Annotated in this window: 29 protein-coding genes; 13 read left to right on the forward strand and 16 right to left on the reverse strand. The window is 62.2% G+C overall.

Annotated elements, in window-relative coordinates; translation table 11 throughout:
• Window positions 1-79: 79 nt before the first annotated feature.
• The 6 genes from DU490_RS02590 to zapE form a co-directional block, all read right to left on the reverse strand.
• Complete coding sequence (locus DU490_RS02590) at window positions 80-847, reverse strand: cytochrome c1 (protein ID WP_114572780.1); 768 nt, start codon at window positions 845-847, stop codon at window positions 80-82.
• Window positions 847-2,106: a cytochrome bc complex cytochrome b subunit gene (locus DU490_RS02595; protein WP_114572781.1), complete on the reverse strand. Its 1,260-nt coding sequence runs from the start codon at window positions 2,104-2,106 to the stop codon at window positions 847-849. The genes DU490_RS02590 and DU490_RS02595 overlap by 1 nt, the downstream gene beginning before the upstream one ends.
• Window positions 2,106-2,699: a ubiquinol-cytochrome c reductase iron-sulfur subunit gene (gene petA, locus DU490_RS02600; RefSeq protein WP_114572782.1), complete on the reverse strand. Its 594-nt coding sequence runs from the start codon at window positions 2,697-2,699 to the stop codon at window positions 2,106-2,108. Before petA ends, DU490_RS02595 begins: the two co-directional genes overlap by 1 nt.
• 216 nt (window positions 2,700-2,915) lie before the next feature.
• Window positions 2,916-3,305 carry a 30S ribosomal protein S9 gene (gene rpsI, locus DU490_RS02605; RefSeq protein WP_114572783.1) on the reverse strand — a complete coding sequence of 130 codons (390 nt, stop codon included), beginning with the start codon at window positions 3,303-3,305 and terminating at the stop codon, window positions 2,916-2,918.
• 13 nt (window positions 3,306-3,318) lie between these two features.
• Window positions 3,319-3,747, reverse strand: a complete 429-nt coding sequence (gene rplM / locus DU490_RS02610) for a 50S ribosomal protein L13 (protein ID WP_043516860.1) — start codon at window positions 3,745-3,747, stop codon at window positions 3,319-3,321.
• Between the two features lie 161 nt (window positions 3,748-3,908).
• Window positions 3,909-5,093, reverse strand: coding sequence for a cell division protein ZapE (zapE, locus tag DU490_RS02615; RefSeq protein WP_114572784.1), 1,185 nt, complete (start codon window positions 5,091-5,093; stop codon window positions 3,909-3,911).
• A gap of 217 nt (window positions 5,094-5,310) precedes the next feature.
• Between zapE and DU490_RS02620 the strand changes: the two genes are divergently transcribed.
• The gene (locus DU490_RS02620) at window positions 5,311-5,760 is read left to right on the forward strand and encodes a ZapG family protein (protein ID WP_181869933.1); all 450 of its coding nucleotides are present in this window, start codon (window positions 5,311-5,313) and stop codon (window positions 5,758-5,760) included.
• A 27-nt stretch (window positions 5,761-5,787) separates the two neighbouring features.
• Here the strand turns inward: DU490_RS02620 and DU490_RS02625 are convergent, their stop codons facing one another.
• Window positions 5,788-6,549, reverse strand: coding sequence for a Nif3-like dinuclear metal center hexameric protein (locus DU490_RS02625; RefSeq protein ID WP_114572786.1), 762 nt, complete (start codon window positions 6,547-6,549; stop codon window positions 5,788-5,790).
• A gap of 103 nt (window positions 6,550-6,652) precedes the next feature.
• Between DU490_RS02625 and DU490_RS02630 the strand changes: the two genes are divergently transcribed.
• On the forward strand, window positions 6,653-7,870 hold the full coding sequence (locus DU490_RS02630; protein ID WP_114572787.1) for a Do family serine endopeptidase: 1,218 nt from the start codon (window positions 6,653-6,655) through the stop codon (window positions 7,868-7,870).
• A gap of 170 nt (window positions 7,871-8,040) precedes the next feature.
• Here the strand turns inward: DU490_RS02630 and hisD are convergent, their stop codons facing one another.
• The 9 genes from hisD to DU490_RS02675 form a co-directional block, all read right to left on the reverse strand.
• Window positions 8,041-9,363, reverse strand: coding sequence for a histidinol dehydrogenase (gene hisD / locus DU490_RS02635; RefSeq protein ID WP_114572788.1), 1,323 nt, complete (start codon window positions 9,361-9,363; stop codon window positions 8,041-8,043).
• Window positions 9,364-9,423: 60 nt separating this feature from the next.
• The gene (gene hisG / locus DU490_RS02640; RefSeq protein ID WP_114572789.1) at window positions 9,424-10,086 is read right to left on the reverse strand and encodes an ATP phosphoribosyltransferase; all 663 of its coding nucleotides are present in this window, start codon (window positions 10,084-10,086) and stop codon (window positions 9,424-9,426) included.
• Window positions 10,087-10,129: 43 nt separating this feature from the next.
• Complete coding sequence (murA, locus tag DU490_RS02645; RefSeq protein WP_114572790.1) at window positions 10,130-11,392, reverse strand: UDP-N-acetylglucosamine 1-carboxyvinyltransferase; 1,263 nt, start codon at window positions 11,390-11,392, stop codon at window positions 10,130-10,132.
• Window positions 11,393-11,405: 13 nt separating this feature from the next.
• Window positions 11,406-11,675 carry a BolA family protein gene (locus DU490_RS02650; RefSeq protein WP_114572791.1) on the reverse strand — a complete coding sequence of 90 codons (270 nt, stop codon included), beginning with the start codon at window positions 11,673-11,675 and terminating at the stop codon, window positions 11,406-11,408.
• A gap of 124 nt (window positions 11,676-11,799) precedes the next feature.
• Window positions 11,800-12,138: a lipid asymmetry maintenance protein MlaB gene (locus DU490_RS02655; RefSeq protein WP_114572792.1), complete on the reverse strand. Its 339-nt coding sequence runs from the start codon at window positions 12,136-12,138 to the stop codon at window positions 11,800-11,802.
• On the reverse strand, window positions 12,135-12,797 hold the full coding sequence (locus tag DU490_RS02660) for a phospholipid-binding protein MlaC (protein ID WP_114572793.1): 663 nt from the start codon (window positions 12,795-12,797) through the stop codon (window positions 12,135-12,137). Before DU490_RS02660 ends, DU490_RS02655 begins: the two co-directional genes overlap by 4 nt.
• Window positions 12,798-12,845: 48 nt before the next feature.
• Window positions 12,846-13,310 carry an outer membrane lipid asymmetry maintenance protein MlaD gene (gene mlaD, locus DU490_RS02665; protein WP_114572794.1) on the reverse strand — a complete coding sequence of 155 codons (465 nt, stop codon included), beginning with the start codon at window positions 13,308-13,310 and terminating at the stop codon, window positions 12,846-12,848.
• A 37-nt stretch (window positions 13,311-13,347) separates the two neighbouring features.
• The gene (gene mlaE, locus DU490_RS02670) at window positions 13,348-14,130 is read right to left on the reverse strand and encodes a lipid asymmetry maintenance ABC transporter permease subunit MlaE (protein WP_114572795.1); all 783 of its coding nucleotides are present in this window, start codon (window positions 14,128-14,130) and stop codon (window positions 13,348-13,350) included.
• Entirely contained in the window at window positions 14,127-14,939 is an 813-nt protein-coding gene (locus tag DU490_RS02675) for an ABC transporter ATP-binding protein (protein ID WP_114572840.1), read from the reverse strand. The genes mlaE and DU490_RS02675 overlap by 4 nt, the downstream gene beginning before the upstream one ends.
• Before the next feature lie 108 nt (window positions 14,940-15,047).
• On the opposite strand from DU490_RS02675, the gene DU490_RS02680 reads away from it, so the two are divergent.
• The 11 genes from DU490_RS02680 to DU490_RS02730 all read left to right on the forward strand — a co-directional run bounded on the left by DU490_RS02680 (window position 15,048) and on the right by DU490_RS02730 (window position 23,260).
• Entirely contained in the window at window positions 15,048-16,028 is a 981-nt protein-coding gene (locus tag DU490_RS02680; RefSeq protein ID WP_258801176.1) for a calcium/sodium antiporter, read from the forward strand.
• 32 nt (window positions 16,029-16,060) lie between these two features.
• Window positions 16,061-17,074 (forward strand): KpsF/GutQ family sugar-phosphate isomerase, encoded by a 1,014-nt coding sequence (locus tag DU490_RS02685; RefSeq protein WP_114572796.1) that lies wholly within the window; start codon window positions 16,061-16,063, stop codon window positions 17,072-17,074.
• 40 nt (window positions 17,075-17,114) lie between these two features.
• The gene (locus tag DU490_RS02690; protein WP_114572797.1) at window positions 17,115-17,672 is read left to right on the forward strand and encodes an HAD family hydrolase; all 558 of its coding nucleotides are present in this window, start codon (window positions 17,115-17,117) and stop codon (window positions 17,670-17,672) included.
• Between the two features lie 4 nt (window positions 17,673-17,676).
• Window positions 17,677-18,300 carry an LPS export ABC transporter periplasmic protein LptC gene (gene lptC, locus DU490_RS02695; protein ID WP_114572798.1) on the forward strand — a complete coding sequence of 208 codons (624 nt, stop codon included), beginning with the start codon at window positions 17,677-17,679 and terminating at the stop codon, window positions 18,298-18,300.
• A complete protein-coding gene (lptA, locus tag DU490_RS02700; protein ID WP_181869934.1) occupies window positions 18,297-18,824 on the forward strand; it encodes a lipopolysaccharide transport periplasmic protein LptA in 528 nt (175 codons plus the stop codon). Before lptC ends, lptA begins: the two co-directional genes overlap by 4 nt.
• Before the next feature lie 7 nt (window positions 18,825-18,831).
• The gene (gene lptB, locus DU490_RS02705) at window positions 18,832-19,557 is read left to right on the forward strand and encodes an LPS export ABC transporter ATP-binding protein (protein ID WP_114572842.1); all 726 of its coding nucleotides are present in this window, start codon (window positions 18,832-18,834) and stop codon (window positions 19,555-19,557) included.
• 158 nt (window positions 19,558-19,715) lie between these two features.
• On the forward strand, window positions 19,716-21,134 hold the full coding sequence (locus DU490_RS02710) for an RNA polymerase factor sigma-54 (protein ID WP_114572799.1): 1,419 nt from the start codon (window positions 19,716-19,718) through the stop codon (window positions 21,132-21,134).
• Between the two features lie 109 nt (window positions 21,135-21,243).
• Window positions 21,244-21,552 carry a ribosome hibernation-promoting factor, HPF/YfiA family gene (hpf, locus tag DU490_RS02715; RefSeq protein WP_114572800.1) on the forward strand — a complete coding sequence of 103 codons (309 nt, stop codon included), beginning with the start codon at window positions 21,244-21,246 and terminating at the stop codon, window positions 21,550-21,552.
• A gap of 5 nt (window positions 21,553-21,557) precedes the next feature.
• A complete protein-coding gene (locus tag DU490_RS02720) occupies window positions 21,558-22,028 on the forward strand; it encodes a PTS sugar transporter subunit IIA (RefSeq protein WP_114572801.1) in 471 nt (156 codons plus the stop codon).
• Window positions 22,029-22,067: 39 nt separating this feature from the next.
• The gene (rapZ, locus tag DU490_RS02725; RefSeq protein ID WP_114572802.1) at window positions 22,068-22,988 is read left to right on the forward strand and encodes an RNase adapter RapZ; all 921 of its coding nucleotides are present in this window, start codon (window positions 22,068-22,070) and stop codon (window positions 22,986-22,988) included.
• A gap of 2 nt (window positions 22,989-22,990) precedes the next feature.
• Entirely contained in the window at window positions 22,991-23,260 is a 270-nt protein-coding gene (locus DU490_RS02730; protein WP_114572803.1) for an HPr family phosphocarrier protein, read from the forward strand.
• The last annotated feature ends 3 nt before the right edge of the window (window positions 23,261-23,263 follow it).

The raw sequence follows: 23,263 nt of genomic DNA on the forward strand, positions 1-23,263 counted from the left end.
CAACCGACCCGCTGGGAGCCTGCCGGACTCAACGCTGATCCGCTGCGAGATCCGGTCAAGACCGACAGACTCCTAGGAATCAGTGAATATCGCGCCAGTACTCCCGCTTGAGCAGATAAGCCAGCACACCAAAGATGAAGATGAACAGCAGCACCTTCGGCCCGAGAACCTGAGCCTGCAGCTTGGAAGGTTCACCCACATAGGCCAGGAAGTTGGTCAGGTCATAGACCGCTTCCTCGAACTCGTCCGGCTCCATGGAACCCGGCCGGGTGACCTGAAGCACATCGCAGGACTGGTACTTGCCGGTCAACGGATCGAGTTCGGCGCCCTCAACGGGGCGATCGGTCTCGGTACAGACTTTTTCCTGGACCCCCTGCAGCGGCTCGAGCACATTGGGCATCGCCACCATGTCGAAGACCTCATTGTTCACCCCGTTGGGGCGACTCGGGTCCTTGTAGAAGGTCAGCAGGTAGGAGTAGACCCAGTCGGCACTGCGCACCCGCGTGTGAAGGGTCAAGTCCGGTGCCGCGGCACCGAACCAGTTGGCCGCATCATCGCGGGTCATGGCAATATGCATCTGGTCATTGTAGGCCAGGTCGGACGAAAAGATCAGGTGCTCCTCCACCAGGTCCTGGGGCATGCCGAAATCCTCGGCGGCCCGGGAGAAACGCTGGTGCTCCAGGCTATGGCAGCCCATGCAGTAGTTGACATAGAGCTGCATCCCCCGCTGCAACGACGCCTTGTCATTGAGGTTCGGCGTCATCGAATAGGGCACGTCAGCTGCCGGTGCGGCCACGGCCGCGAAGGGCACTAGCGCGAAGAGCAGTGCGAACAGTTGCTTTTTCATTAGCCAGTCACCCTCTCCGGAACGGGTTTAGTCTTCTCCAGCCGCGTGTAGAACGGCATCAGCAGGAAGAAGGCGAAGTACAGGGCCGTGCACAGCTGGGCCACCGCAGTGCGTAGCGGTGTCGCCGGCAGTGCCCCGAGAATACCCAGGATCACGAAGCTTATGGCAAAGATCGCCAGCATCGACTTGGACATCCATCCCTTGTAGCGCATGGAGCGAACCGGGCTGCGGTCCAGCCAGGGCAGCACGAAGAGAACCGCAATGGCCCCACCCATGAACACCACGCCAAGGAACTTGGCATCCAGGCCGAAGAGGTCGAAGGTAATCGCCCGCAAGATCGCGTAGAACGGCGTGAAGTACCACACCGGCGCGATATGATCCGGCGTCACCATGGGGTTGGCCGGCTGGAAATTGGGTGCTTCAAGGAAGTAGCCACCACCTTCGGGGAAGTAGAAGACCACGGCCGCGAAGACGAACAGGAATACCGCCACACCGAAGATGTCCTTAACGGTGTAGTAGGGATGGAACGGGATGCCGTCCAGCGGCTTGCCGGTTTCATCCTTCTTGGCCTTGATGTCGATACCGTCGGGATTGTTGGAGCCGACCTCATGCAGGGCAATGATATGCAGCACCACCAGCGCCAGGATAACGATAGGCAGCGCCACCACGTGCAGGGCGAAGAAACGGTTAAGAGTGATGCCGGAAATCAGGAAGTCACCTCGAATCCACTGGGTCAGATCCGGACCGATCACCGGTATCGCCGAGAATAGCGAGATGATTACCTGGGCACCCCAGTAGGACATCTGCCCCCAAGGCAGCAGGTAGCCCATGAAGGCTTCGGCCATGAGCAGCAGGTAGATGGCCATGCCGAAGATCCAGACCAGTTCCCGAGGCGCCTTATAGGAGCCATAGAGCAGACCGCGGAACATGTGCAGGTAGATGACCACGAAGAAGGCAGTAGCACCAGTGGAATGCAGGTAGCGAATAAGCCAGCCCCACTCGACATCTCGCATGATGTACTCGACCGAGGCAAAGGCGCCTTCGGCCGAGGGGTTATAGCTCATGGTCAGCCAGATGCCGGTCAGTATCTGGTTGACCAGCAGCAACATGGCCAGCGAGCCGAAAAAGTACCAGAAATTGAAGTTCCTCGGCGCATAGTACTTGGACAGGTGGTCCTGCCACATCTGCGTGGCGGGAAAGCGATCATCCACCCAGCGCATGAAGCCGCTTTCCGCCTTGACCTTGTTCGGATTACCCATCAGGCAGTCTCCTCGTCTTCGCCAACGATGATCACATCATCGCCCTCAAAGCGATACGGCGGCACTTCCAGATTGGTCGGTGCCGGCACGTTACGGAATACGCGTCCCGCCAGATCGAAATAGGAACCGTGACAGGGACAGAAATAGCCCCCGGGCCAGGCGGCCATATCGACGTCATCAGGCTCGGGCCGATAGAGCGGAGAGCAGCCGAGATGGGTGCAGATCCCGATCAGTACCGAGATATCGGGCCGGATCGAACGCAGCGGACCGGTCACATACTGTGGCTGCTGCGGCTCATTGGAATCAGGGTCGGCCAGACGAGCGGGATCGAAGTTCTCGGTACGCTCGATCATGTCGTCGGTACGCCTGACGATCCAGACCGGTCGCCCTCGCCACTCGACGGTCATGCGCTGCCCCGTTTCCAGCTTCGAGACATCTGCGGTTACCGGCGCCCCCGCCGCTCGTGCCCTGGCACTAGGCTGCCAGGAAGCCACAAAGGGAACCGCCACTCCCACTGCACCCACCGCACCCACTACGGTGGTGGCACCCAGGAGGAGACGGCGCCTCCCTTTGTTCACGCCGTTATCTACCATGTTATGGTTTCTCCCATCAGCTTACCCGTTGATCCAGCACGGGGGGTGGTGTCCCGCGACCACGGATATAAAATCCGACGTATCTTAAGGAATCCTGCCGCTTTGCACAAGACAGAACACGCCTGACCAAGGTGTAATTTCTTATGCAAAGGACTGTTTAATCACAATAAAAAACCCAGGCAATTGCCTGGGTTTTTCTGTCGGGAAGGACTGCGATCAGCGCTTGGAGAACTGCGGGCGACGACGCGCCTTGCGCAAACCGACCTTCTTCCGCTCAACCTGACGAGCGTCACGAGTTACGTAGCCGGCTGCGCGCAGAGCCGGACGGAAGTCCTCGTTGTACTCCATCAGGGCGCGAGTGATGCCGTGGCGAATGGCACCGGCCTGAGAGGACCCGCCACCGCCCTTGACGGTGACAAAGACGTCGAACTGACCCACAGTGTCGGTCAATTCCAGCGGTTGACGGACTACCATCCGACCGGTGACACGGCCGAAGTACTTGTCCAGTTCTTGGCTGTTGACGTTGATCTTGCCGGTTCCCGGCTTGAGAAAGACACGGGCGGTGGATGTCTTGCGGCGCCCGGTACCGTAATAGTGCTGTGTCATGGCAATGACCCCCTCAGATGTTCAGTTCTTGCGGCTGCTGGGCGGCGTGCGGATGCTCGGCGCCGGCGTAGACCTTGAGCTTGGAATACATCGCACGTCCCAGGGGACCCTTCGGCAGCATACCCTTGACAGCGGATTCGATGACACGCTCGGGAGCATGAGCGATCATCTTCTCGAAGCTCATTGAGCGCAGGCCACCCGGGTAGCCAGTGTGGCGATAGTAGGTCTTGGCCTTCGCCTTGTTGCCCGTGACATGCACCTTCTCGGCGTTGATCACGACGATGTAGTCGCCGGTATCAACATGAGGAGTGAATTCAGGCTTGTGCTTGCCGCGCAGGCGACGAGCAATTTCGGTGGCCAGACGGCCGAGCGTCTTGTCCGCAGCATCGACGACGTACCAGTCGCGCTGGACGGACTGCGGCTTAGCAGTGAACGTCTTCATGGATGAAATCACCACAATATTGATGTATTGGATCCTGCCGCCGGGGCTGCCGGCTGGGGATCATCCCTATTCTTCTTGGTTGCCGCCACCGACCGACAGTGACGACAACGTTCGAGCGAGGACGCATTCTACATGACTCGCCGGGCCATGATAAGGGGCTGTCACGGTTTATGCGGCAGCGCCAGGTACTCGTGGGACTGCATCTCCTGGAGCCGAGACAGGGTTCGCTGAAACTCGAACTCGAGTCGACCATCGGCATAGAGGGCCTCCGCCGGCGCCTCGGCGGAGAGCAGCAACTTGACGCCACGATCGTAGAACTCGTCGACCATGTTGATGAAGCGACGCGCCTGGTCGTCGGTTGATGCCCCCATGCGGGTCACATTTGAAACCAGCACGGTGTGGTACTCCCGTGCCAGCTCGATATAGTCATTCTGGCTGCGTGGCCCGTCGCACAACTCGCGAAACTCGAACCAGACCACGTCGTCATGGAGTCGTCGCACCTGCAGTACGCGATGATTGACCTCTATCGCCACGCTACGCTCACCCTCGTGGCCGGCAATCTCGCGGAAGCTGCGAGCGAGCTCGGCTTCGGCCGCCTCGTCGAGGGGGGCATGGAAGATCTCGGCACGCTCAAGTGCCCGCAGCCGATAGTCGATGCCGGAATCGACATTGACCACGTCGCAGTGTCGCTTGAGCAGGTCGATGGCAGGCAGGAAACGCGCCCGCTGCAGCCCATCCTTGTAGAGCTCATCGGGGACGATATTCGATGTTGCCACCAGCACGACGCCCCGCTCGAATAACGCCTCGATGAGGTTGGCCAGAATCATCGCATCAGTGATGTCCTTGACGAAGAATTCATCGAAGCAGATCACCCTGGCCTCGGCGGCAAACTTGCCGGCAATCAGGGACAGTGGATTCTTCTCGCCCTTGTAGTGCTCGAGTTCATTGTGCACACGCTGCATGAAGCGATGAAAATGGGTGCGCATTTTGTCGGGAAACGGCAGCGACTCGTGAAAGGTATCGACCAGGTAGGTCTTGCCTCGCCCCACTCCCCCCCAGAGATAGAGCCCCCGAATGGCCGGTAGCGACGGCGCGTCATCAGGCTTGTCACGCTTGCCGAACAAGCCCGCCATCTTCGACTTGAGACCGCGCCCCGTAGTCACGGCCCTTGGCTCGACGCGTGGCGTCGCGACCAGCTGATCGAAGAGACGCTGCAGGTGCATGACGGCCTGCTCCTGGGCCGGATCGTACTGGAAACCTTCTCGCTCGATGTCGGCACGGTAACGCGTCAGTGGCGTATTACCGGGAGTCGAACAAGAGTCCAGGGGGGTCGCAGTCGCGCACATGGCAATTCCTTGCTGACTTGGCTCGAAAGTTGGCAAGCTCGGCATTATACGCACCCTGACATTTTTGCGCAGAATATTGGCTGTCGTCACTACCCTGCGGACACTGCGTTGACCGGCCAGCCGCCCACACCCCTATAATGGGCCGCCAGGCGTCCGAGTGCGGCGCCATGGCGACACCACGCGCTCAGCGTGTATCTGCATCAAGGGGGAGAACCACGTGGAATACGGCAACATCAACTGGCTCGTCGCCATTGTCAGCCTGCTGGCCGGCCTGGGCCTCGGCGGCTTGGGTTATCACCTGTTCGGCGCTTCAGCTGCCCGCTTTCAGCGGCAGCGGCAGCAGCTGGCAGAGCGCGAACGCGAACTGAGCGAAATCAAGGAAGGCCTGGGAGAGCATTTTTCCCAGGTTGGCATGATGGTCACCAACATACAGCGCGAGATCCGCACTCTCGAGCACCGGATAACCGAAGACGCCAGCACCCTGAACTGCGAAACACCGACCACACGCCGTCTCGATGCCGTCGAGCAGAAAGTCCTCGACCCTCAGACAGAAGACATACCTGCGCCCCGCGACTACGCCGATGGCACCAGGGGGACCCTTTCCGAGGATTTCGGACTCAAGGGAGACAGTGACAACCAGAATTCCCCACCGCCGCCACGTTACTGAAGGGGCTGGAATGCCCCCTGCCCGGCGTCATGCCGGGTTGTCGATGTCGACGAAGCGATGCTCGATGCCGAACTCCCGGACCAGCCACTCGCCCAGCGCCTGGACACCGTAGCGTTCGGTGGCGTGATGTCCAGCGGCCAGGTAGTGGATACCGAGCTCTCGCGCCAGGTGGGTCGTCCGCTCGGAAATTTCACCAGAAACAAAGGCGTCAGCGCCGGCCTCCCAGGCCTGGGTAATCATGTCCTGCGCCCCGCCCGTACACCAGGCCACACGACTCACCGCACCCACACCAGGCGCTTCGATCAGCAGTGGCTCACGTCCCAGGCAGTCGGCCACATGATTCGCCAATTCGGCCACCCCTAGGGCTTTCGGAAGGCGACCCATCCAGATTAGCCCCTCCCCGATCTCGCCATCGACGCAGCCCTCCACTTCAAAACCCAGCCGGCGGGCCAGCTCGGCGTTATTACCCAGCTCCGCATGAGCATCCAGCGGCAAGTGGTAGGCGAGCAGGTTAATGTCGTTGAGCAGCAGTGTCCGTATGCGACGCTGCTTCATGCCCGTGATGGGGACTGGTTCGTTCTTCCAGAAATAACCGTGATGCACCAGCACCAGGTCGGCCCCCCAGGCCACTGCTTCGTCAAGCAGCGCCTGACAAGCGGTAACGCCGGTCATCACTCGAACGACGCGATCACGCCCTGCCACCTGCAATCCATTGATTGTGTAATCCTTGAAGCGTGGCGCATCAAGCAGGGCATCACAGGTCCTCACCAGGTCATCGCGGGAAATCATTCGGCCCTCCGGACAGCGGTTCGCTTGGAATGTTACGATAACGCAATTGTAACGACTGCGCGGGGCGGCATCGACCGCGCCTCGCCGATCAGGAAAGCCACGCATGCGTCGTCCGCTCCTAGCCTATGTCCTGCCCATCCTCATTGGCGTGCTACTGGCCATCGTACTGCTCAACACTTTCCCGCAGTTGCTGGGACCTTCGCGTTCCGAGCCTCATGCCCCCACGCCCACGGCGGAGGCCCCCGGCGGGCTAGAGCAGCCGACATCGCGCGCCACTCCCGAGGTGCGCCAAGCCCAGCCCCTGAGCCGCATTCAGGGGCCTGTCAGCTACTCGGAGGCGGTAGAGAAAGCCGCCCCGGCAGTGGTCAATATCTATTCGTCACGAGTCGTCGCGCGCGAAGATCATCCAATGATGTCAGATCCCTTCTTCCGCCAATTCTTCGGCGACGACCTGCCCAGCCAGCAGCGGTTTCTCTCCAGCCTGGGCTCGGGCGTCATCGTCAGCGAAGACGGCTATGTGTTGACCAACCATCATGTGATCGACGGTGCCGACGAGATTCAGGTGGCCCTGCGCGACGGGCGCGAAACCCTAGCACAGGTTATCGGCACCGACCCGGAAAGTGACCTGGCCGTGCTGCGTATCGACCTGGACGACCTCCCGGTGATCATCCTGTATGACAGCCAGGACGTCGCGGTCGGCGATATTGCCATGGCCATCGGCAACCCCTTCGGCGTGGGCCAGACCGTGACCATGGGTATCATCAGCGCCACGGGGCGCACTCACCTGGGTCTGAGCGCCTATGAAGACTTCATCCAGACCGATGCAGCCATCAATCCCGGCAACTCGGGCGGAGCTCTGATCAATGCCGAAGGCGCCTTGGTAGGCATCAACACCGCCATATTTTCACGTTCCGGCGGCTCCCAGGGGGTGGGATTCGCCATACCGACCCGACTGGCCCACAGCATCCTCGACGACCTGGTGACACAGGGGCGCGTGATCCGCGGCTGGCTGGGCATCGAGGCGCAGGAGATCACTCCGGAGCTGGCCGCCTCCTTCGGCCTGCAGCCCCCCCGCGGAGTGGTGATATCCGGCGTGGTCCCGGAAGGCCCCGCCGCCAGGGCAGGACTACGGCCCGGCGATGTACTGCTGGAAGTCGACGGACGTCCGATCCTCGATGCCCGCGTGGCTATGAGTGACATCGCCGCGATACAGCCCGGTGCCACACTGCCGCTGACGGTAGTGCGCGGTGGCGAGAAACTGAGCACCGAACTGGAAGTCGGCGAACGCCCTCCCCCTCAATTTAGGCAGCCGGAACGCTAAGAGTGCTGCCAAGCACTGACTACTGACACGACGCCGCTTCGAAAGTGAACCCCTCGGCGTACCGATCCCTCATTAAAACACCCCGAAAGTTGGACTGTGTGTCCAACCTTCGGGGTGCAGTTCGTGGACAGGGTCGTTCGTATTATCGCCCCGGCAGCAACCGGCAGGCGCTACGTCTGTATCCGATACTCGGCCGAACGGGCATGGGCGGTCAACGACTCGCCCCGAGCGAGGATTGATGCCACCCTCCCCAGTTCCGACGCCCCCTCCCGGGAGCAGTTGATGATGGAAGAGCGCTTCTGGAAATCGTAGACCCCCAGCGGCGAGGAGAAACGCGCTGTTCCCGAGGTCGGCAGCACGTGATTGGGGCCGGCACAGTAGTCGCCCAGCGCCTCGGCGGTGTAGCGCCCCATGAAGATGGCGCCCGCATGGCGCACCTCCGGCAGCAGCGACTCCGGATCGGCCATGGAAAGTTCCAGGTGTTCTGGCGCGATCCGGTTGATCAAGCGGATCGCCTGCTCCCTGTCACGACAGTGAATCAGAGCGCCGCGGCGCGACAGCGATTGCCGCACGATTTCCTCTCGCTCAAGCGTCGGCAGCAGCCGCTCGATGGATGCCTCTACGGCATCCAGGTGGCTGGCGTCCCAACTGACCAGCAGAGACTGAGCGTCCTCGTCATGCTCGGCCTGGGAGAAGATGTCCATGGCCAGCCAGTCGGGGTCGGTTCCCCCGTCGGAGACCACCAGGATCTCGGAAGGCCCAGCGATCATGTCGATCCCCACCTGGCCGAACACCGCTCGCTTGGCCGTGGCGACGTAGATGTTACCCGGGCCCACGATCTTGTCGACCCTTGGCACTGTTTCGGTGCCGTAGGCCAGCGCAGCTACGGCCTGCGCTCCACCGATGGTGAATACATGATCCACACCGGCCAGGTGCGCCGCCGCCAGCACCAGCTCGTTGAGCACGCCGTCTGGCGTGGGCACTACCATGACGATCTCGCGGACCCCAGCCACATGGGCAGGTATGGCGTTCATCAGTACCGACGAGGGGTAGGCCGCCTTCCCCCCGGGGACATAGATACCGGCACGATCCAGCGCCGTGACCTGCTGACCGAGTACGGTACCGTCGGCTTCGGTGAAGGACCAGGACTCCGGCTTCTGACGTTCGTGATAGGCCCGAATACGCTCCGCCGCCTTCGACAAGGCTGCGCGCTGCTCTTCGGGAAGACCGATGAAAGCCTGTTCGAGTCGCTCCGGGCCGAGCGTCAGCTCCGCCATGCTCGACACGGTGAGCCGGTCGAAGCGATTGGAATATTCGATCAGCGCCGCATCGCCACGCGTCCGGACACCGGCGAGAATGTCATCGACACGACTTTGAATCTCGGCATCGGACACGCCCTCCCAGGCAAGCAGCGCATCAAGGCGCGTCTCGAAATCGCCATCGCCGGTTGAGAGCCGGGCGATCTCGACGGTATCAACAAGGGTTTCACTCATGGTGGAGTTCACCTCTACAAGGATAATGGCAGTCGCAACGTGCTCCCTCGCCTGCAGCGTTCAAGGCGAGACCGCACCTTCAGTAGTACGCCGCTTGCCCACCGCATCGGTCAGGCGCGCTATCAACGGCTTGAGTCGGTCGTGCTTCATGGTCATGGCCGCCTTATTGACCACCAGGCGAGTGCTGATTGGTGCGATCAGTTCCCGCGGCGACATGCCGTTGGCACGCAGCGTATTGCCGGTATCGACGATATCGACGATCTCATCTGCCAGGTTCATCAACGGCGCCAGTTCCATGGCACCATAGAGCTTGATCACCTCGGCCTGGATGCCCTGCTCCGCGTAATACCGTCGCGCCACGTTGACGAATTTGGTGGCCACCCGGCGGCGTGCACGAGCCGGTTTGGCACCGTCAATGCCGGCGGTCATCAACTTGCATCTGGCGATCTCGAGATCCAGCGGCTCATAGAGACCCTCAGCGCCGTGCTCGAGCAACACGTCTTTACCAGCGACCCCCAGGTCGGCAGCCCCAAGCTGGACGTACGTCGGCACGTCGGTGGCACGGATGATCACCAGCTTTACGTCAGCCAGATTGGTGTCGAAGAGCAACTTGCGGCTCTTGCCCAGGTCCTCTGCCGGCGTGATGCCGGCATCGGCCAGCAGCGGCAGGGTTTCGTCGAGAATACGGCCCTTGGAGAGGGCCAGAATCAGTTGCTTGCTCATGATCTCGCCTGTGGTCGGGAAAAGCGATTGTCGAAGGAGCCACTCAGCCGGGGATTCGACGGATCCGCGCGCCTAGAAGCTGAAGCTTCTCCTCTATGCACTCATAGCCGCGATCGATGTGATAGATGCGATCCACCAGGGTCTCGCCTTCGGCCATCATGGCCACGATCACCAGTGAGGCCGAGGCCCGCAGGTCGGTTGCCATGACCGGCGCCCCCGAGAGCCGCTCGACACCGGTAATCAGCGCGGCATTACCCTCGAGCACGATCTTTGCTCCCATGCGGTTCAGCTCCTGAACGTGCATGAAGCGGTTCTCGAAGATAGTCTCGACGACCCGCGAGTTGCCGTCCGCCACTGCATTGAGCGCCACGAACTGGGCTTGCATATCGGTGGGAAAGGCGGGATACGGCGCCGTACGGATATTGACCGGCCGGGGCCGGCGCCCCTCCATATCCAACTCGATCCAGCCGTCACCCAAGGTGATCTTGGCACCGGCCTCCTCCAGCTTGGCCAGCACGGCCTCCAGAATGTCGGCACGAGTATTGCGCACCCGAACCTTGCCGCGACTGAGTGCGGCTGCCACCAGGAAAGTGCCGGTCTCGATACGGTCCGGCATGACGTCATGATAGGCACCGTGGAGCCGCTCGACACCCTCGATCACGATAGTATCCGTGCCGTGGCCACGAATCTTCGCCCCCATCTTGATCAGGCACTCTGCCAGGTCGACCACCTCGGGCTCGCGTGCGGCGTTCTCCAGTATCGTGGTACCGGCAGCCAGGGTCGCGGCCATCAGCAGGTTTTCGGTGCCGGTGACGGTCACGGTGTCGAAGTAGATCGTGGCGCCCTTGAGACGGCCGTCGACCCGTGCGCGAATATAGCCGGCCTCGACGCGGATCTCCGCACCCATGGCCTCCAGGCCCCGGATATGCAGGTCCACGGGGCGTGAGCCGATGGCACAGCCGCCGGGCAACGAGACGTCCGCATGGCCAAAGTGTGCCAACAGCGGGCCGAGCACGAGTATGGAGGCGCGCATCTTCTTGACCAGCTCATAGGGCGCATGACAATCCTTCACCTGGGAACCGTCCAGCTGAATGGTCATCTTCTCGCCCATTACGGGCTCGACGCCCATGCGGCCAAGCAGCTCCAGCGTAGTCGTGATGTCCTGGAGATGTGGCAGATTGCCGATGGTCACGGGCTCATCGCCGAGCAATGTGGCACATAGAATGGGCAGGGCTGCGTTCTTGGCGCCGCTGGCCCAGACCTCGCCGCTGACGGGGCCATTACCGGTTATGATCAACTTGTCCATGGAGGTTCGACCGTCAGGCACCCTGGTTCTGTGAAGCCGCATTCTCCGGCGCGCTAGCCCACTGCGCCGGGGTGTAGGTCTTGATGCTGACGGCATGAACGGCACCGGAGGCGATCTCTTCCGACAGGGCGCCATAGATCAACTGCTGGCGCTTGACTGGGGACAGGCCGTCGAACACCTCGCCCACTGCGATGACCTGAAAATTGCAGCCTTCGCCCTGAATGTGGAAATCGCAGCCCTCGATACGGGCCTCTAGCAGCACCTTGACGTCACTGGGTTGCATGGAAACCGGAACTCCTGTGGATCGAAAAGTAGGCACGCAAGCGCAGTGGCCGGTGCCAGAGTCAAACAATGGTGACATGGTAATGAAAAGCGCCCCAGTTGGCGATGCCCGGGCAGCGCAGAACTCAAGAGGAAGGGGTTTCGGTGACCGGGAGCAGGGCATCGAGCCCAGCGACCCTGGTCAACCTGGCCAGGGGCTCGGAGAGACTTACCGAATCAATCTGGATACCGGCCTTGCGAGCGCGCCGAGTCCACTCGAGCAAGACGCTGAGCGCAGCGCTGCTGACTCGCTCGACGCCATGCAGGTCCAATTCCAGCCGGGAACCGGCCGGCTGTTCGGCCAACCAACCGCTACCGGCGTCGGCGAGCTGAGCCGCTATGTCGAAATCGACGTCGCCAGTCACGGCCAGCCTGGCGGGGCCGGCCTCGAGACGGACACCACCCTGGTCGAGCAGCAAGCTCATTGACTCCCGCCTTCTTCGAGCTCCTCGGCAGCCAGCTCCGGCGACCAGGAGTCGATCACGGCATCGTAATCGCGATTGTGATCGCGCATGGCCTGATCGAACTGGTTGCGGAACGTCAGCCCCAGGTTGATGCCATTCACGATGACATTGACCACCTTCCACTGACCGTCCGAAAGGCGCAGGGTGTAGCTGACGGGGTAGACGCTGCCATCGACGGCTACCACCTCCATGGCAACGCTCGCCTGATCCTCATGGCGCGGCGGCCGCTGACTGTCCAGCACCCGAAGTTCGCGATAGTCGAAAGTGACAAGGCCCTTGGTATAGGTGTCGATCAGGGTCTGGCGAAACGTATTGGCGAAACGGGAGCGCTGTTGGGGCGTTGCATTCTGGAAATAGCGCCCCATCACACTCGCCCCGATGTAGCGAAAGTCGGCAATGTCTTCCAGACTCTCGTCGACAAGTGACTCGAGCTCGTCGACGTTGACCGCAAAGTAGTCTTCCCGCCCCTCTATCTGACCCATCATGTGATTAATACTGTCGCGAATGACCTGCTCCGGGCTGCGCTCCGGCTCGGCCTGGGCCGAAAGGGAAAACAGTGACAAGCTCAACCCGACCACCAGCAGTCGAAGGAGAGTGTGGGGGCTAGGCATCAGTGTCATGGGTTGACCTCGAACGAAACGATGATTGATTGACGCGAGGCAGGGCCTCTAGTCGCTGACCATATTGGACACGAATTGCTGGATGAGTTCTTCCAGCACCATGGCAGACTGGGTATCGCGGATGGTATCGCCATCGGCAAGGGTGTCCGGGTCTCCTCCCACCGTGAGCCCGATATACTGCTCGCCGAGCAGACCAGCAGTAAGAATCGCAGCGGTCGTATCGCGGGAAAGCTGGCCCTCGAGTTCGCCGTCGAGGTCCAGCACTACGCGGGCATCGTACCAGTCGGTATCGAGTTCGATGGCGGTGACACGGCCTACGGTCACGCCCGACATGGTGACCCTCGCGCGTGGCTTGAGGCTGCCGATATTGGCAAAGTTGGCCTCGAGGCGAAAAGTATCACCCGGCGCTGTGAAGGCCATGCCACTAACCCGCATTCCCAGGAACAACAGCCCAAGAATACCCGCCAACATGAACAGACCGACACCCAGTTCCATCGTCTTGCTACGCTTCATTCCGTCTCTCCGAACATCGAAACAAGCCTACCCGTCATCAGGAAAATCCTCCAAACATCAGCGCGGTGAGCACGAAATCCAGGCCGAGCACCGCCAGCGAGGAGTAGACCACCGTTCGCGTGGTGGCACGGGAAATGCCTTCCGAGGTAGGCACCAGGTCATAGCCCTGAAATACCGCAATCCAAGTGACCACCAGAGCGAAGACAACACTCTTGAGCATACCGTTGCCCACATCGCCGACGAAGTCGACACTAGCCTGCATGTTGCTCCAGTAGGAGCCTTCGAAGAGCCCGAGCCATTCGACACCGACCAGGTAACCGCCATAGATGCCGACCACGCTGAAGCCGACGGTCAACACAGGCAGTGCCACGAAACCGGCCCACAGTCTGGGAGCCACCACCCGCCGCAGCGGGTCGACGCCAATCATCTCCATGCTGGTGAGCTGCTCGGTGGCCTTCATCAGGCCGATCTCGGCGGTCAACGCAGAGCCGGCCCGCCCGGCAAACAGCAGCGCAGCAACCACCGGAGAGAGTTCACGCAACAGCGATAGCGCCACCATCTGACCCAGCGCCTGCTCGGCGCCGAAATCGACCAGCAGGGTGTATCCCTGCAGCGCCAGAACCATGCCGATGAAGAGCCCCGATACCAGCACGATGGCCAGTGAGAGCACCCCGACGAAGTGCACCTGGCGCAGCCAAAGGTACCAACCCTCCCGTGATGGCACGCCAACGGCGGACTGGGCCATGAACTGTCCCGCCCGACCCAGGGCTTCGAGCACGTCGCAACCGCGGCGTCCCAGGCTCACGATTCGGCCAATCATCGACGCTCCTCCATATTGAGGATGTCGCTGAAGAAATCCGTCGCCGGATAATGAAAAGGTACCGGGCCGTCGGGCTCGCCATGAACGAACTGGCTGACTCGCGGATCTTCATCCACATCCAGCGAGTCCGGCGTGCCGTGAGCCATGACCCGACCATCGGAGATCACATAAACATAGTCGGCGATGGACAGCGTCTCCTGAATATCGTGCGACACCACGATGGCGGTAAGCCCAAGTGCTTCGTTGAGCCGCTTTATCAGCTGTACCAGCACGCCCTTGGAGATCGGATCCTGTCCCACGAAGGGCTCGTCGTAGAGAATCAGCTCAGGGTCCAGAGCAATGGCCCGGGCCAGGGCAACCCGGCGGGCCATGCCCCCGGAAAGCTCGGAGGGCATCAGCTCACGCGCCCCGCGCAGCCCGACTGCCTGCAGCTTCATCAGCGCCACGTCACGGATCATCGTCTCGGGCAGGTCGGTATGCACCTGCAGGGGAAAGGCTACGTTTTCGAACACACTGAGGTCGGAGAAGAGCGCACCGCTCTGAAACAGCATACCCATCCGTCGCCGCAGCCGGAACAGCGCCTTGCGCGGCAGGGCATGCACATCTTCGCCGTCGATCGTGACACGGCCCGCATCGGGAGCAAGCTGTCCGCCAATCAGCTTGAGCAGGGTCGTCTTTCCCGTGCCGCTGGGACCCAGGATGGCGGTGATCTTGCCTCGCGGAATCTGCAGCTCCACGCCACGGAAGATGTCCATATCCCCCCGGGCAAAATGCAGACCCTCCACCACCACGAAAGGGGAATCGGTCATTGCGCGACGTCCATCGGAAAAATTATCGAACATCGTATCCTAACCCGGCCGCAGGGCGCCAGCCCAACCCCGACTGCACTTGCATAGCGGCCCTTCAGCACGTCTAATATGCGCCTCCTGACCCTCGGCCCATCCCTACTCATGTTGATACCCCTGCTCATGGTCGCCATCGGCCTCATCGGCCTGGTCTGGAGTGCCGATCGCTTCGTCGGTGCTGCCGCGGCCACCGCTCGCGGCAGCGGGCTGAGCACACTGCTGATTGGCATGACCGTCGTGGCGCTGGGAACCTCGGCACCGGAAATGGTAGTGGCTGTCATCGCCGCCCTGGACGGGATTCCCGATCTGGCCACCGGCAACGCGCTAGGCTCGAATATCGCCAATATCGGCCTAGTGCTCGGCGTCACCACCCTGATACGACCAGTTCCCGTACCCTTCTCCCTGGTGCGTCGGGAACTACCGCTGCTGCTGGGTGCCACCGGCATGGCAGGATATGCCCTGGCCAACGGCATCCTGGGGTACTTCGATGCACTACTCCTCTCGCTGCTGCTGATCTTCAGTCTTTGGTGGCTGGTGCGCGCCGATACGCCGGACAGCATACCTGTCGGCGAGATACCCGACCTGGCGCTGCCACGTGCGATCTACTGGCTGGTCGGCACGCTGCTATTGCTGACTCTCAGCTCCAGGGTACTGGTCTGGGGCGCCAGCGCACTGGCCGAGGGCATGGGCATCAGCGAACTGATCATCGGCCTCACCGTCGTGGCCATCGGCACCAGCCTACCGGAACTCGCCGCCTGCCTGGCGAGCGCCCTGAAGGGACACCACGATCTGGCGATTGGCAACATCATCGGCTCGAATCTATTCAATCTGCTGGCGGTACTGCCCATCCCGGCCCTCCTCGCACCCGGTCCGATAGATGCCGCAGCGGCCAGCCGTGACTATCCCGTCATGCTACTGCTGACTCTGGCCCTGGCCATATTACTAATGTGGCAGCGCCATGGTCGCATCCAACGACTGTCGGGCGGCTTGCTGCTGGCGCTCTATCTCGCCTATCTGGGCTGGCTGGCTATTGCCGGCAACGGCAGTCCTTGAGTGAAACCCCACAACGGGCAACAATCATCTTCATGACCAATGACACTTCCACCTCCCAGCCTGTCGAGCCTGCCAACGGTGCTTCGCCATTGCGGGACAGCGCGCGCCGCACTCTGAAGGTTGAACAGCAGGCCATCGCCGCGCTTGCCAACCGCCTGGACAGCCATTTCGATCACGCCTGCGAGTTGATGCTCGCCTGCCAGGGTCGGGTGGTCGTCACCGGCATGGGCAAGTCCGGCCATATTGCCGGCAAGATCGCGGCAACCCTGGCCAGCACCGGCACGCCCGCCTTCTTTGTCCACCCCGGCGAAGCAAGCCATGGAGACCTCGGCATGATCACCCCCGGGGACGTCGTGCTGGCCCTTTCCAACTCCGGCGAAACCGGCGAGGTCACGGCGATTTTGCCATTGCTGAAGCGCCTGGGCACACCGCTGATCAGCATGACGGGGCGCGCCGACTCGACCCTGGCACGCCATGCAGACGCCCATCTCGATGCCGGCGTCGCCCGGGAGGCCTGCCCGCTGGACCTGGCTCCCACCGCCTCGACCACTGCAGCACTCGCTCTGGGAGATGCCCTGGCCGTCGCCCTGCTGGAAGCGCGCGGCTTCACCGCCGAGGACTTCGCGCGTTCCCACCCGGGTGGCAGCCTCGGCAAACGGCTCTTGCTGCGAGTCGCTGATCTCATGCATCAGGGCGCACGGCTGCCGAGCGTACCGCTGGGCAGCCCTCTGCGGGACGCCCTGCTTGAAATATCTCGGCAGGGGCTCGGCTTCACATGCGTCGTCGATGAGCAGAATCGAATGATCGGTGTCTATACCGACGGCGACCTGCGTCGCACCCTGGACCAACATAGCGACCTGAGCCAACTGACAGTCGATGATGTAATGACCCGTCCCGGCAAGCGTATCGCCCCTGACCTCCTGGCCGCCGAGGCGGTTCGCGTCATGGAGGACAACCTGATCACGGCCCTGGCCGTCGTCGACGACGAGGGGCACCCGGTCGGCGCCCTGCACATGCACGACCTGCTGCGCAGCGGCGTGATCTGACCCTCTGAACCTCTGACCCTTTAAACCACAAGGAAAGCCCATGGCTCTGGCAACCCCGATCAACGACCCCCACCTCCGCGACCGCCTTCGCCAGATCAGGCTGCTGGCACTCGACGTCGATGGCGTACTGACCGACGGACGCCTCTACTTCCAGGCCGACGGCGTGGAGATCAAGGCATTCCACACCCAGGACGGACTGGGCATCAAGCTGCTGCGACGCGCTGGTATCCAGGTTGCCCTGTTGACGGGCCGTGAGTCGTCCATGGTCAGCCATCGCGCTGCGGCGCTGGGCATTGACAACGTCTTCCAGAGCTGCGAGGACAAGCTGGCTACCCTGCGCGAACTGTGCCGGCGCAAGAACCTCTCCCTGGAGCAGATCGCCTACTGCGGAGACGACCTCCCCGACCTGGCCGCCATCCAGCGCGCCGGCATCGGCATCACCGTCCCTGGGGCGCCCCCTTATATTCACGCCCTGGCCGACTGGATCACCGTGCGCAGTGGTGGCCACGGTGCCGTTCGCGAAATCTGCGACACCCTGCTCGAAGCCCAAGGTCACCGGGACGCACTGGTCGACACCTACCTTCACGTCCAGCACTGATCGCATGTCACTCAAGCGCCTGCCCCGCCCCTCGTTTCGATTCTGGCTACTGCTGATCCTGCTTGGCCTGGGAGCGCTGCTGGCATGGCTGATCCCCTGGCAGCCCCCCACCCCCGGACCGGTACCCACCGACGAAGCTGGGGAGCCTGACTACTTTCTCGAAGAGGCCAGGCTGACGCGGTTCGACGCCCAGGGGCGGGCACACCAGCGCCTGGACAGCCCGCGTCTGGTACACACCCCCCACGATGACATCACCCGGGCCGTGACCCCGGTAGCCTACTTGATTGACCGAGAGAAACGACGCTGGATCGCCAACGGCGATGAAGGGCAAATCGGGCCCGGCGGCAACCCGCTGACGCTGACCGGCAACGCCCGCCTGTTTGCCCCGGAGGAGCGCTGGCAACTCGACACCGAAATCCTCCACTTCGACGCCAATACCGGGCACGCCTGGAGCGACACCCCGGCACTGCTCCAGCAGCCACCCCAACACATGCGCGGCGATCGCTTCGATGCCTGGATCCATGACAATCGTTCACGATTGACCGACAATGTGCGCGGCCACCACCCCCCCGAAGGCGCCCAGCAGGGCCAGGGCGGCGCCATCAACCTAGAGGATGTCACGCCATGAAGCGATGCAAGTTCCCGACCACCCGAATGCTGCTCACGCTGGCGTTGGTCGGAATGGCATGGGGAAGCGGCGGCGCCGTGGCCCAGCAGCGCGACGCCGATCAACCTGTCGAAGTCGAGGCTGACCGGTTGGACCTCGACGACGCTGCCGGCACAGCCGTCTATACCGGCGCCGTTGACATTCGCCAAGGCACCATGCAGCTTACCGGCGACCGGGTGGAGATCCGCCGCAACCAGGCAGGTGAGCTGACTCGCGCCACCGCCACCGGCGAACGTGCCTATATCGAACAGCAGCCCGATCCAGATGAACCCGTAGTGCGTGGCTGGGGACGAACCATCATCTATCATGTCGCCGAGCGCCGGGTGGAGCTGATCGACCAAGCTGAGCTGCATCAGCGGGGCGACACCTTCGATGGCGGCTATCTCGAATACTTCCTCGACCGCCGAGTGGTTCAGGCGCGTTCCGAGAGCGAAGGGGTCGAAGGTCGCCAGCGGATTCGCATGACCCTGCAACCGGAGCGCTGATGTGCCGATGAAGACCTTGCGGGCCACCCATCTGGCCAAGACTTACAAGCGCCGCCGCGTGGTGCACGACATCAGCCTCACCATCGAGCAGGGCAGTATCGTCGGACTGCTCGGCCCCAACGGCGCTGGCAAGACCACCTCCTTCTACATGATCGTAGGCCTGGTCCGCGCCGACGCCGGCGAAGTGCATATCGACGAACTGGACCTGAGCGGATCTGCCATGCATGAGCGTGCTCGTGCCGGTATCGGCTACCTCCCCCAGGAAGCCTCGATCTTTCGCAAGCTATCGGTGGCGGATAACATCATGGCGATTCTCGAGACGCGCAAGGACCTGGACCGTCGCGGCCGCCAAACCCGTCTCGAGGAACTGCTGGAAGACTTTCACGTCACTCATATCCGCGACAATCTCGGCATGAGCCTATCGGGCGGCGAGCGGCGGCGAGTCGAAATCGCCAGGGCACTGGCCACCGAGCCTGCCTTCATCCTCCTCGATGAGCCTTTCGCCGGCGTCGACCCCATTTCGGTGGGTGAAATCAAGGGCATCATCCGTCAGCTCAAGGCACGCGATATCGGTGTCCTGATCACCGACCACAACGTTCGCGAGACGCTGGACATCTGCAATACCGCCTATATCGTCGGAGATGGAAAGATCATCGCCGAAGGCGACGCCGAGGCCATTCTGGCCAATCGCAGGGTCCGTGAAGTCTATCTGGGAGAGGACTTTCGCCTGTAACGGAGGCGAGCCTAGGCGACACAACTTCTTGTTACAAATAACCATATGCTTACACGGCACGGAAATTGCGCGTGGCATGATTATTGCTACAAAACGACTTGCAAGTCGACCCGCGGCGGGCTAGGGTGGGTCTTTTCGGCAAATGAGCCCCTATCCTCATGGCCATGAAAGCATCCTTGCAACTCCGTGTCGGCACCCAACTGACCATGACCCCCCAGTTGCAGCAGGCGATCGCGCTGCTGCAGCTCTCGACACTCGATCTGCGCCAGGAAATCCAGCAGGCCCTGGAAGCCAACCCCATGCTGGAACTCGACGACGATTTCGGCGAACAGGCCGCCGAAGAAGCCCGTGACGACGACTGGGCCAGCGAGATACCCTCCGAGCTTTCCACTGACAGCGACTGGTCGGACACCTATCCCGACCATGGCACCAGCTCGGGCAGCGGCGAAGGACCCGATTTCGAGCGCCAGGCCGCAGGCCAGAGCCTGGCCAGCCACTTGACATGGCAACTGGCGATGACCGACTTGAGTGAGCGCCAGCGCCAGATCGCCGAGAGCCTGATCGATGCGGTGGACAGCACCGGCTACCTGGCGCAGCCGCTGGAAGACATCCGTGACGGGCTGCGCAAGCAAGGCTTGGAGGGCCTACCGACCCGAGAGCTCGAGCAGATACTGCTGCGCCTCCAGCAGTTCGAACCCACCGGCGTCTTTGCCCGGGACCTGCGCGAATGCCTGATGCTGCAGCTCGCCACACTACCCGACGACACTCCACTGCTGCCCCAGGCGCGTCGCCTCGTGCGACAGTTTCTCGAAGCCCTGGCCAGCGACGATCGGCGACTGCTCAAGCGCCGCCTGGGCCTGGACGATGACTCCCTGAACACCGTGGTTAGACTGATTCGCTCACTGGATCCGCGCCCGGGCAGCGAGTTTGTCGAGGTAGGCGGCAACTACGTCACTCCCGACCTGCTCGCTCGCCACGACGAGCGCGGCTGGCGCGTTGAGCTAAATGCCGACGCCCTGCCTAGACTGCGCATCCAACCCGACTACATGGCCCTGGTCCGGCGTGCCGACAAGAGCCAGGACAACCAGTTCCTCAAAAACCACCTCCAGGAAGCGCGCTGGCTGATGAAGAGTCTGGCCAGCCGTAACGACACCCTGCTACGTGTGGGCCAGGAGATCATGGCCCGCCAACTTGATTTCCTCGAGCAGGGGGAAGAGGCCATGCGACCACTGATCCTTGCCGATATCGCTCAGGCCGTCGACATGCATGAGTCGACCATTTCCCGCGTGACGACCCAGAAATTCATTCACACACCGCGTGGCGTGTTTGAGCTAAAGTTCTTCTTCTCCAGCCATGTCGGCGGTGGAGAGGGCGAAGGCGACGCCTATTCCAGCACGGCGATCCGTGCGCGGATCCGCAAACTGGTCCAGGACGAGCCGCCGCGCAAGCCGCTTTCGGACAGTCGATTGGCCGACCTACTGGCCGAGGACGGCATCCGCGTCGCGCGACGAACCGTCGCCAAGTATCGGGAAGCCCTGGGTATACCCTCTTCCAGCGAGCGCAAGCGATTTCGCTGACCCGACGCCGGCCTCTTGACCCTTAGCAGGAAACCCACAAGGGAGGGGTTTGCAGGGCCCTAAAAAGGGTTACAATCGAGTCACCACCCGAAGGACGAAGGAGCTTGTCATGCAAGTCAATATTACTGGCCACCATGTAGAACTGACCGATGCCCTGCGTGACTACGTCAGCGAAAAGCTGACCCGTGTGCAGCGCCACTATGACAACATCACCAACGTTCAAGTCACGCTATCGGTAGAGAAGGAGCGTCAACTGGCCGCCTGCACACTGCATGCCGCTGGCGCTGACCTTCACGCCGAGTCCACGGATTCCGACATGTACGCCGCTATTGACGCACTGACTGACAAACTCGATCGTCAACTTGTCAAGCACAAGGAAAAGGCCCAGGCCCGCGCCCAGGGCGCCGGCATTCGCTGATTGACATGACACTTGAAGCCATCCTGCCCCCGGAGCGCGCCCTGTTCGGCGTGCCCGGTGGTAGCAAGAAGCGGGTACTGGAGTTCTTCAGTACCTTCATCGCCCAGAACACACCAAGCCTCGACAGCCAGGAAGTCTTTGCGCGCCTCATCGGCAGAGAGCGCCTGGGCAGCACGGGTATTGGCAATGGCGTGGCCATACCGCACGCCCGGAGCCCCCACTGCCACAGCCCGGTCGCGACATTCCTGAAACTGGCTGAGCCCATCGATTTCGACGCCATAGACGGCGAACCGGTCGACCTGGTGTTCGTACTGCTGGTGCCGGAAGAAGCCGATGACACGCACCTGGCGCTACTCAGCCAGGTCGCCAGCGTGATGAACGACGTCGACACGCGAGTCGGGCTGCGCAAGAGCACCAGCCAGCGTGAGCTCCACGAGCGACTCCTCGAGGCGATTCGACGACAGACGTCGACCTGACTCCCCCGGGCCGCCCGGCCAGCCAACCAGGAGACCCGCATGCAGCTCGTGATCATCAGTGGCCGTTCCGGCTCCGGCAAGTCGATCGCACTGCAGGCGCTCGAAGACCTGGGGTTCTACGCCATCGACAACTTCCCGGCCATGCTGCTGGGATCGCTGGTGGAGGAACTCCCCAGCGGACCGGCCGGCCAATCCTCTATCGCCGTCAGTATCGATGCCCGCAACCTGCCCCACGCCCTGGAGCGCTTTCCACGCCTGCTCGAGGAGCTTCGCTCGCGGCAGATTGATTGCCAGGTCATCTACCTCACCACCGATGCTCGTATCCTGATCGAGCGCTACTCGGCCACGCGACGTCGCCACCCGATGACCCGCGGCAGTGACATGACGCTGGGGGAAGCGATCGAGTCGGAAGATGCTACCCTGAGCGACATCCGCAATCTGGCGGATCTGATCATCGACACCTCCCGGCTTTCGGTACACGACCTGCGCGGTCGTATTACCGACCAGGTCGCCAGCCACCGGCCCGACCAGCTGACCCTGACCGTGGAGTCCTTCGGCTTCAAGGGGGGCGTACCGCTGGATGCCGATATCGTCTTCGACGCTCGCTGCCTGCCAAATCCCTATTGGGACCCGCGCCTACGCTCCGCCACCGGCCGCGACCCCAGTATCGTCGCCTTTCTTGAGCAGTACCCGCTGGTCGGCGAGATGCTCGACGACATCATCGGCTGGATCGAGCGCTGGCTCCCCGCCTATCGCAGCAGCCATCGGAGTTACCTCACCGTCGCCATCGGCTGTACCGGGGGGCAGCACCGCTCTGTTTACCTCGCTGAACGGCTTGCACACCACCTGGCCCAACAGCAGCCCGACGTTCGCCTGCGCCACCGGGAGCTCGGCATCCACACGCCAGTCTCATCTTACGCGCAGGACGCACCGGGAAAGCCTGAATGCAAGGAGCCTTGAGCGTGCCCAGCCGCAAGCTCATATTGACCAACAAGCGCGGCCTGCATGCCCGTGCAGCAACCAAGCTGGTGCAGTGCTGCCAACCCTTCCAGTCACGCGTCACCGTCAGCCGAGGTGGCCAGGTCGCCGATGCCTGCAACATCATGTCCTTGTTGATGCTCGGCGCACCATGCGGCACCGAGCTGATGGTAAGCGCCGAGGGCGAAGATGCCGAGCGGGTACTCGATGCGCTGGAGGCCCTGTTCGATGCGCGCTTCGAAGAGGATGCCTGAGCA

The sequence above is a fragment of the Halomonas sp. DQ26W genome, from assembly GCF_003339685.1.
In the GTDB taxonomy this organism is placed as follows: Bacteria; Pseudomonadota; Gammaproteobacteria; order Pseudomonadales; family Halomonadaceae; genus Halomonas.

What these genes read in the sequence shown, in the direction of transcription:
- DU490_RS02590 (WP_114572780.1), bottom strand. Translation starts at nt 847, where the DNA reads ATGAAAAAGCAACTGTTCGCACTGCTCTTCGCGCTAGTGCCCTTCGCG.
- DU490_RS02595 (WP_114572781.1), bottom strand. Translation starts at nt 2,106, where the DNA reads ATGGGTAATCCGAACAAGGTCAAGGCGGAAAGCGGCTTCATGCGCTGG.
- petA (WP_114572782.1), bottom strand. Translation starts at nt 2,699, where the DNA reads ATGGTAGATAACGGCGTGAACAAAGGGAGGCGCCGTCTCCTCCTGGGT.
- rpsI (WP_114572783.1), bottom strand. Translation starts at nt 3,305, where the DNA reads ATGACACAGCACTATTACGGTACCGGGCGCCGCAAGACATCCACCGCC.
- rplM (WP_043516860.1), bottom strand. Translation starts at nt 3,747, where the DNA reads ATGAAGACGTTCACTGCTAAGCCGCAGTCCGTCCAGCGCGACTGGTAC.
- zapE (WP_114572784.1), bottom strand. Translation starts at nt 5,093, where the DNA reads ATGTGCGCGACTGCGACCCCCCTGGACTCTTGTTCGACTCCCGGTAAT.
- DU490_RS02625 (WP_114572786.1), bottom strand. Translation starts at nt 6,549, where the DNA reads ATGATTTCCCGCGATGACCTGGTGAGGACCTGTGATGCCCTGCTTGAT.
- DU490_RS02630 (WP_114572787.1), top strand. Translation starts at nt 6,653, where the DNA reads ATGCGTCGTCCGCTCCTAGCCTATGTCCTGCCCATCCTCATTGGCGTG.
- hisD (WP_114572788.1), bottom strand. Translation starts at nt 9,363, where the DNA reads ATGAGTGAAACCCTTGTTGATACCGTCGAGATCGCCCGGCTCTCAACC.
- hisG (WP_114572789.1), bottom strand. Translation starts at nt 10,086, where the DNA reads ATGAGCAAGCAACTGATTCTGGCCCTCTCCAAGGGCCGTATTCTCGAC.
- murA (WP_114572790.1), bottom strand. Translation starts at nt 11,392, where the DNA reads ATGGACAAGTTGATCATAACCGGTAATGGCCCCGTCAGCGGCGAGGTC.
- DU490_RS02650 (WP_114572791.1), bottom strand. Translation starts at nt 11,675, where the DNA reads ATGCAACCCAGTGACGTCAAGGTGCTGCTAGAGGCCCGTATCGAGGGC.
- DU490_RS02655 (WP_114572792.1), bottom strand. Translation starts at nt 12,138, where the DNA reads ATGAGCTTGCTGCTCGACCAGGGTGGTGTCCGTCTCGAGGCCGGCCCC.
- DU490_RS02660 (WP_114572793.1), bottom strand. Translation starts at nt 12,797, where the DNA reads ATGACACTGATGCCTAGCCCCCACACTCTCCTTCGACTGCTGGTGGTC.
- mlaD (WP_114572794.1), bottom strand. Translation starts at nt 13,310, where the DNA reads ATGAAGCGTAGCAAGACGATGGAACTGGGTGTCGGTCTGTTCATGTTG.
- mlaE (WP_114572795.1), bottom strand. Translation starts at nt 14,130, where the DNA reads ATGATTGGCCGAATCGTGAGCCTGGGACGCCGCGGTTGCGACGTGCTC.
- DU490_RS02675 (WP_114572840.1), bottom strand. Translation starts at nt 14,939, where the DNA reads ATGACCGATTCCCCTTTCGTGGTGGTGGAGGGTCTGCATTTTGCCCGG.
- DU490_RS02680 (WP_258801176.1), top strand. Translation starts at nt 15,048, where the DNA reads ATGCGCCTCCTGACCCTCGGCCCATCCCTACTCATGTTGATACCCCTG.
- DU490_RS02685 (WP_114572796.1), top strand. Translation starts at nt 16,061, where the DNA reads ATGACCAATGACACTTCCACCTCCCAGCCTGTCGAGCCTGCCAACGGT.
- DU490_RS02690 (WP_114572797.1), top strand. Translation starts at nt 17,115, where the DNA reads ATGGCTCTGGCAACCCCGATCAACGACCCCCACCTCCGCGACCGCCTT.
- lptC (WP_114572798.1), top strand. Translation starts at nt 17,677, where the DNA reads ATGTCACTCAAGCGCCTGCCCCGCCCCTCGTTTCGATTCTGGCTACTG.
- lptA (WP_181869934.1), top strand. Translation starts at nt 18,297, where the DNA reads ATGAAGCGATGCAAGTTCCCGACCACCCGAATGCTGCTCACGCTGGCG.
- lptB (WP_114572842.1), top strand. Translation starts at nt 18,832, where the DNA reads ATGAAGACCTTGCGGGCCACCCATCTGGCCAAGACTTACAAGCGCCGC.
- DU490_RS02710 (WP_114572799.1), top strand. Translation starts at nt 19,716, where the DNA reads ATGGCCATGAAAGCATCCTTGCAACTCCGTGTCGGCACCCAACTGACC.
- hpf (WP_114572800.1), top strand. Translation starts at nt 21,244, where the DNA reads ATGCAAGTCAATATTACTGGCCACCATGTAGAACTGACCGATGCCCTG.
- DU490_RS02720 (WP_114572801.1), top strand. Translation starts at nt 21,558, where the DNA reads ATGACACTTGAAGCCATCCTGCCCCCGGAGCGCGCCCTGTTCGGCGTG.
- rapZ (WP_114572802.1), top strand. Translation starts at nt 22,068, where the DNA reads ATGCAGCTCGTGATCATCAGTGGCCGTTCCGGCTCCGGCAAGTCGATC.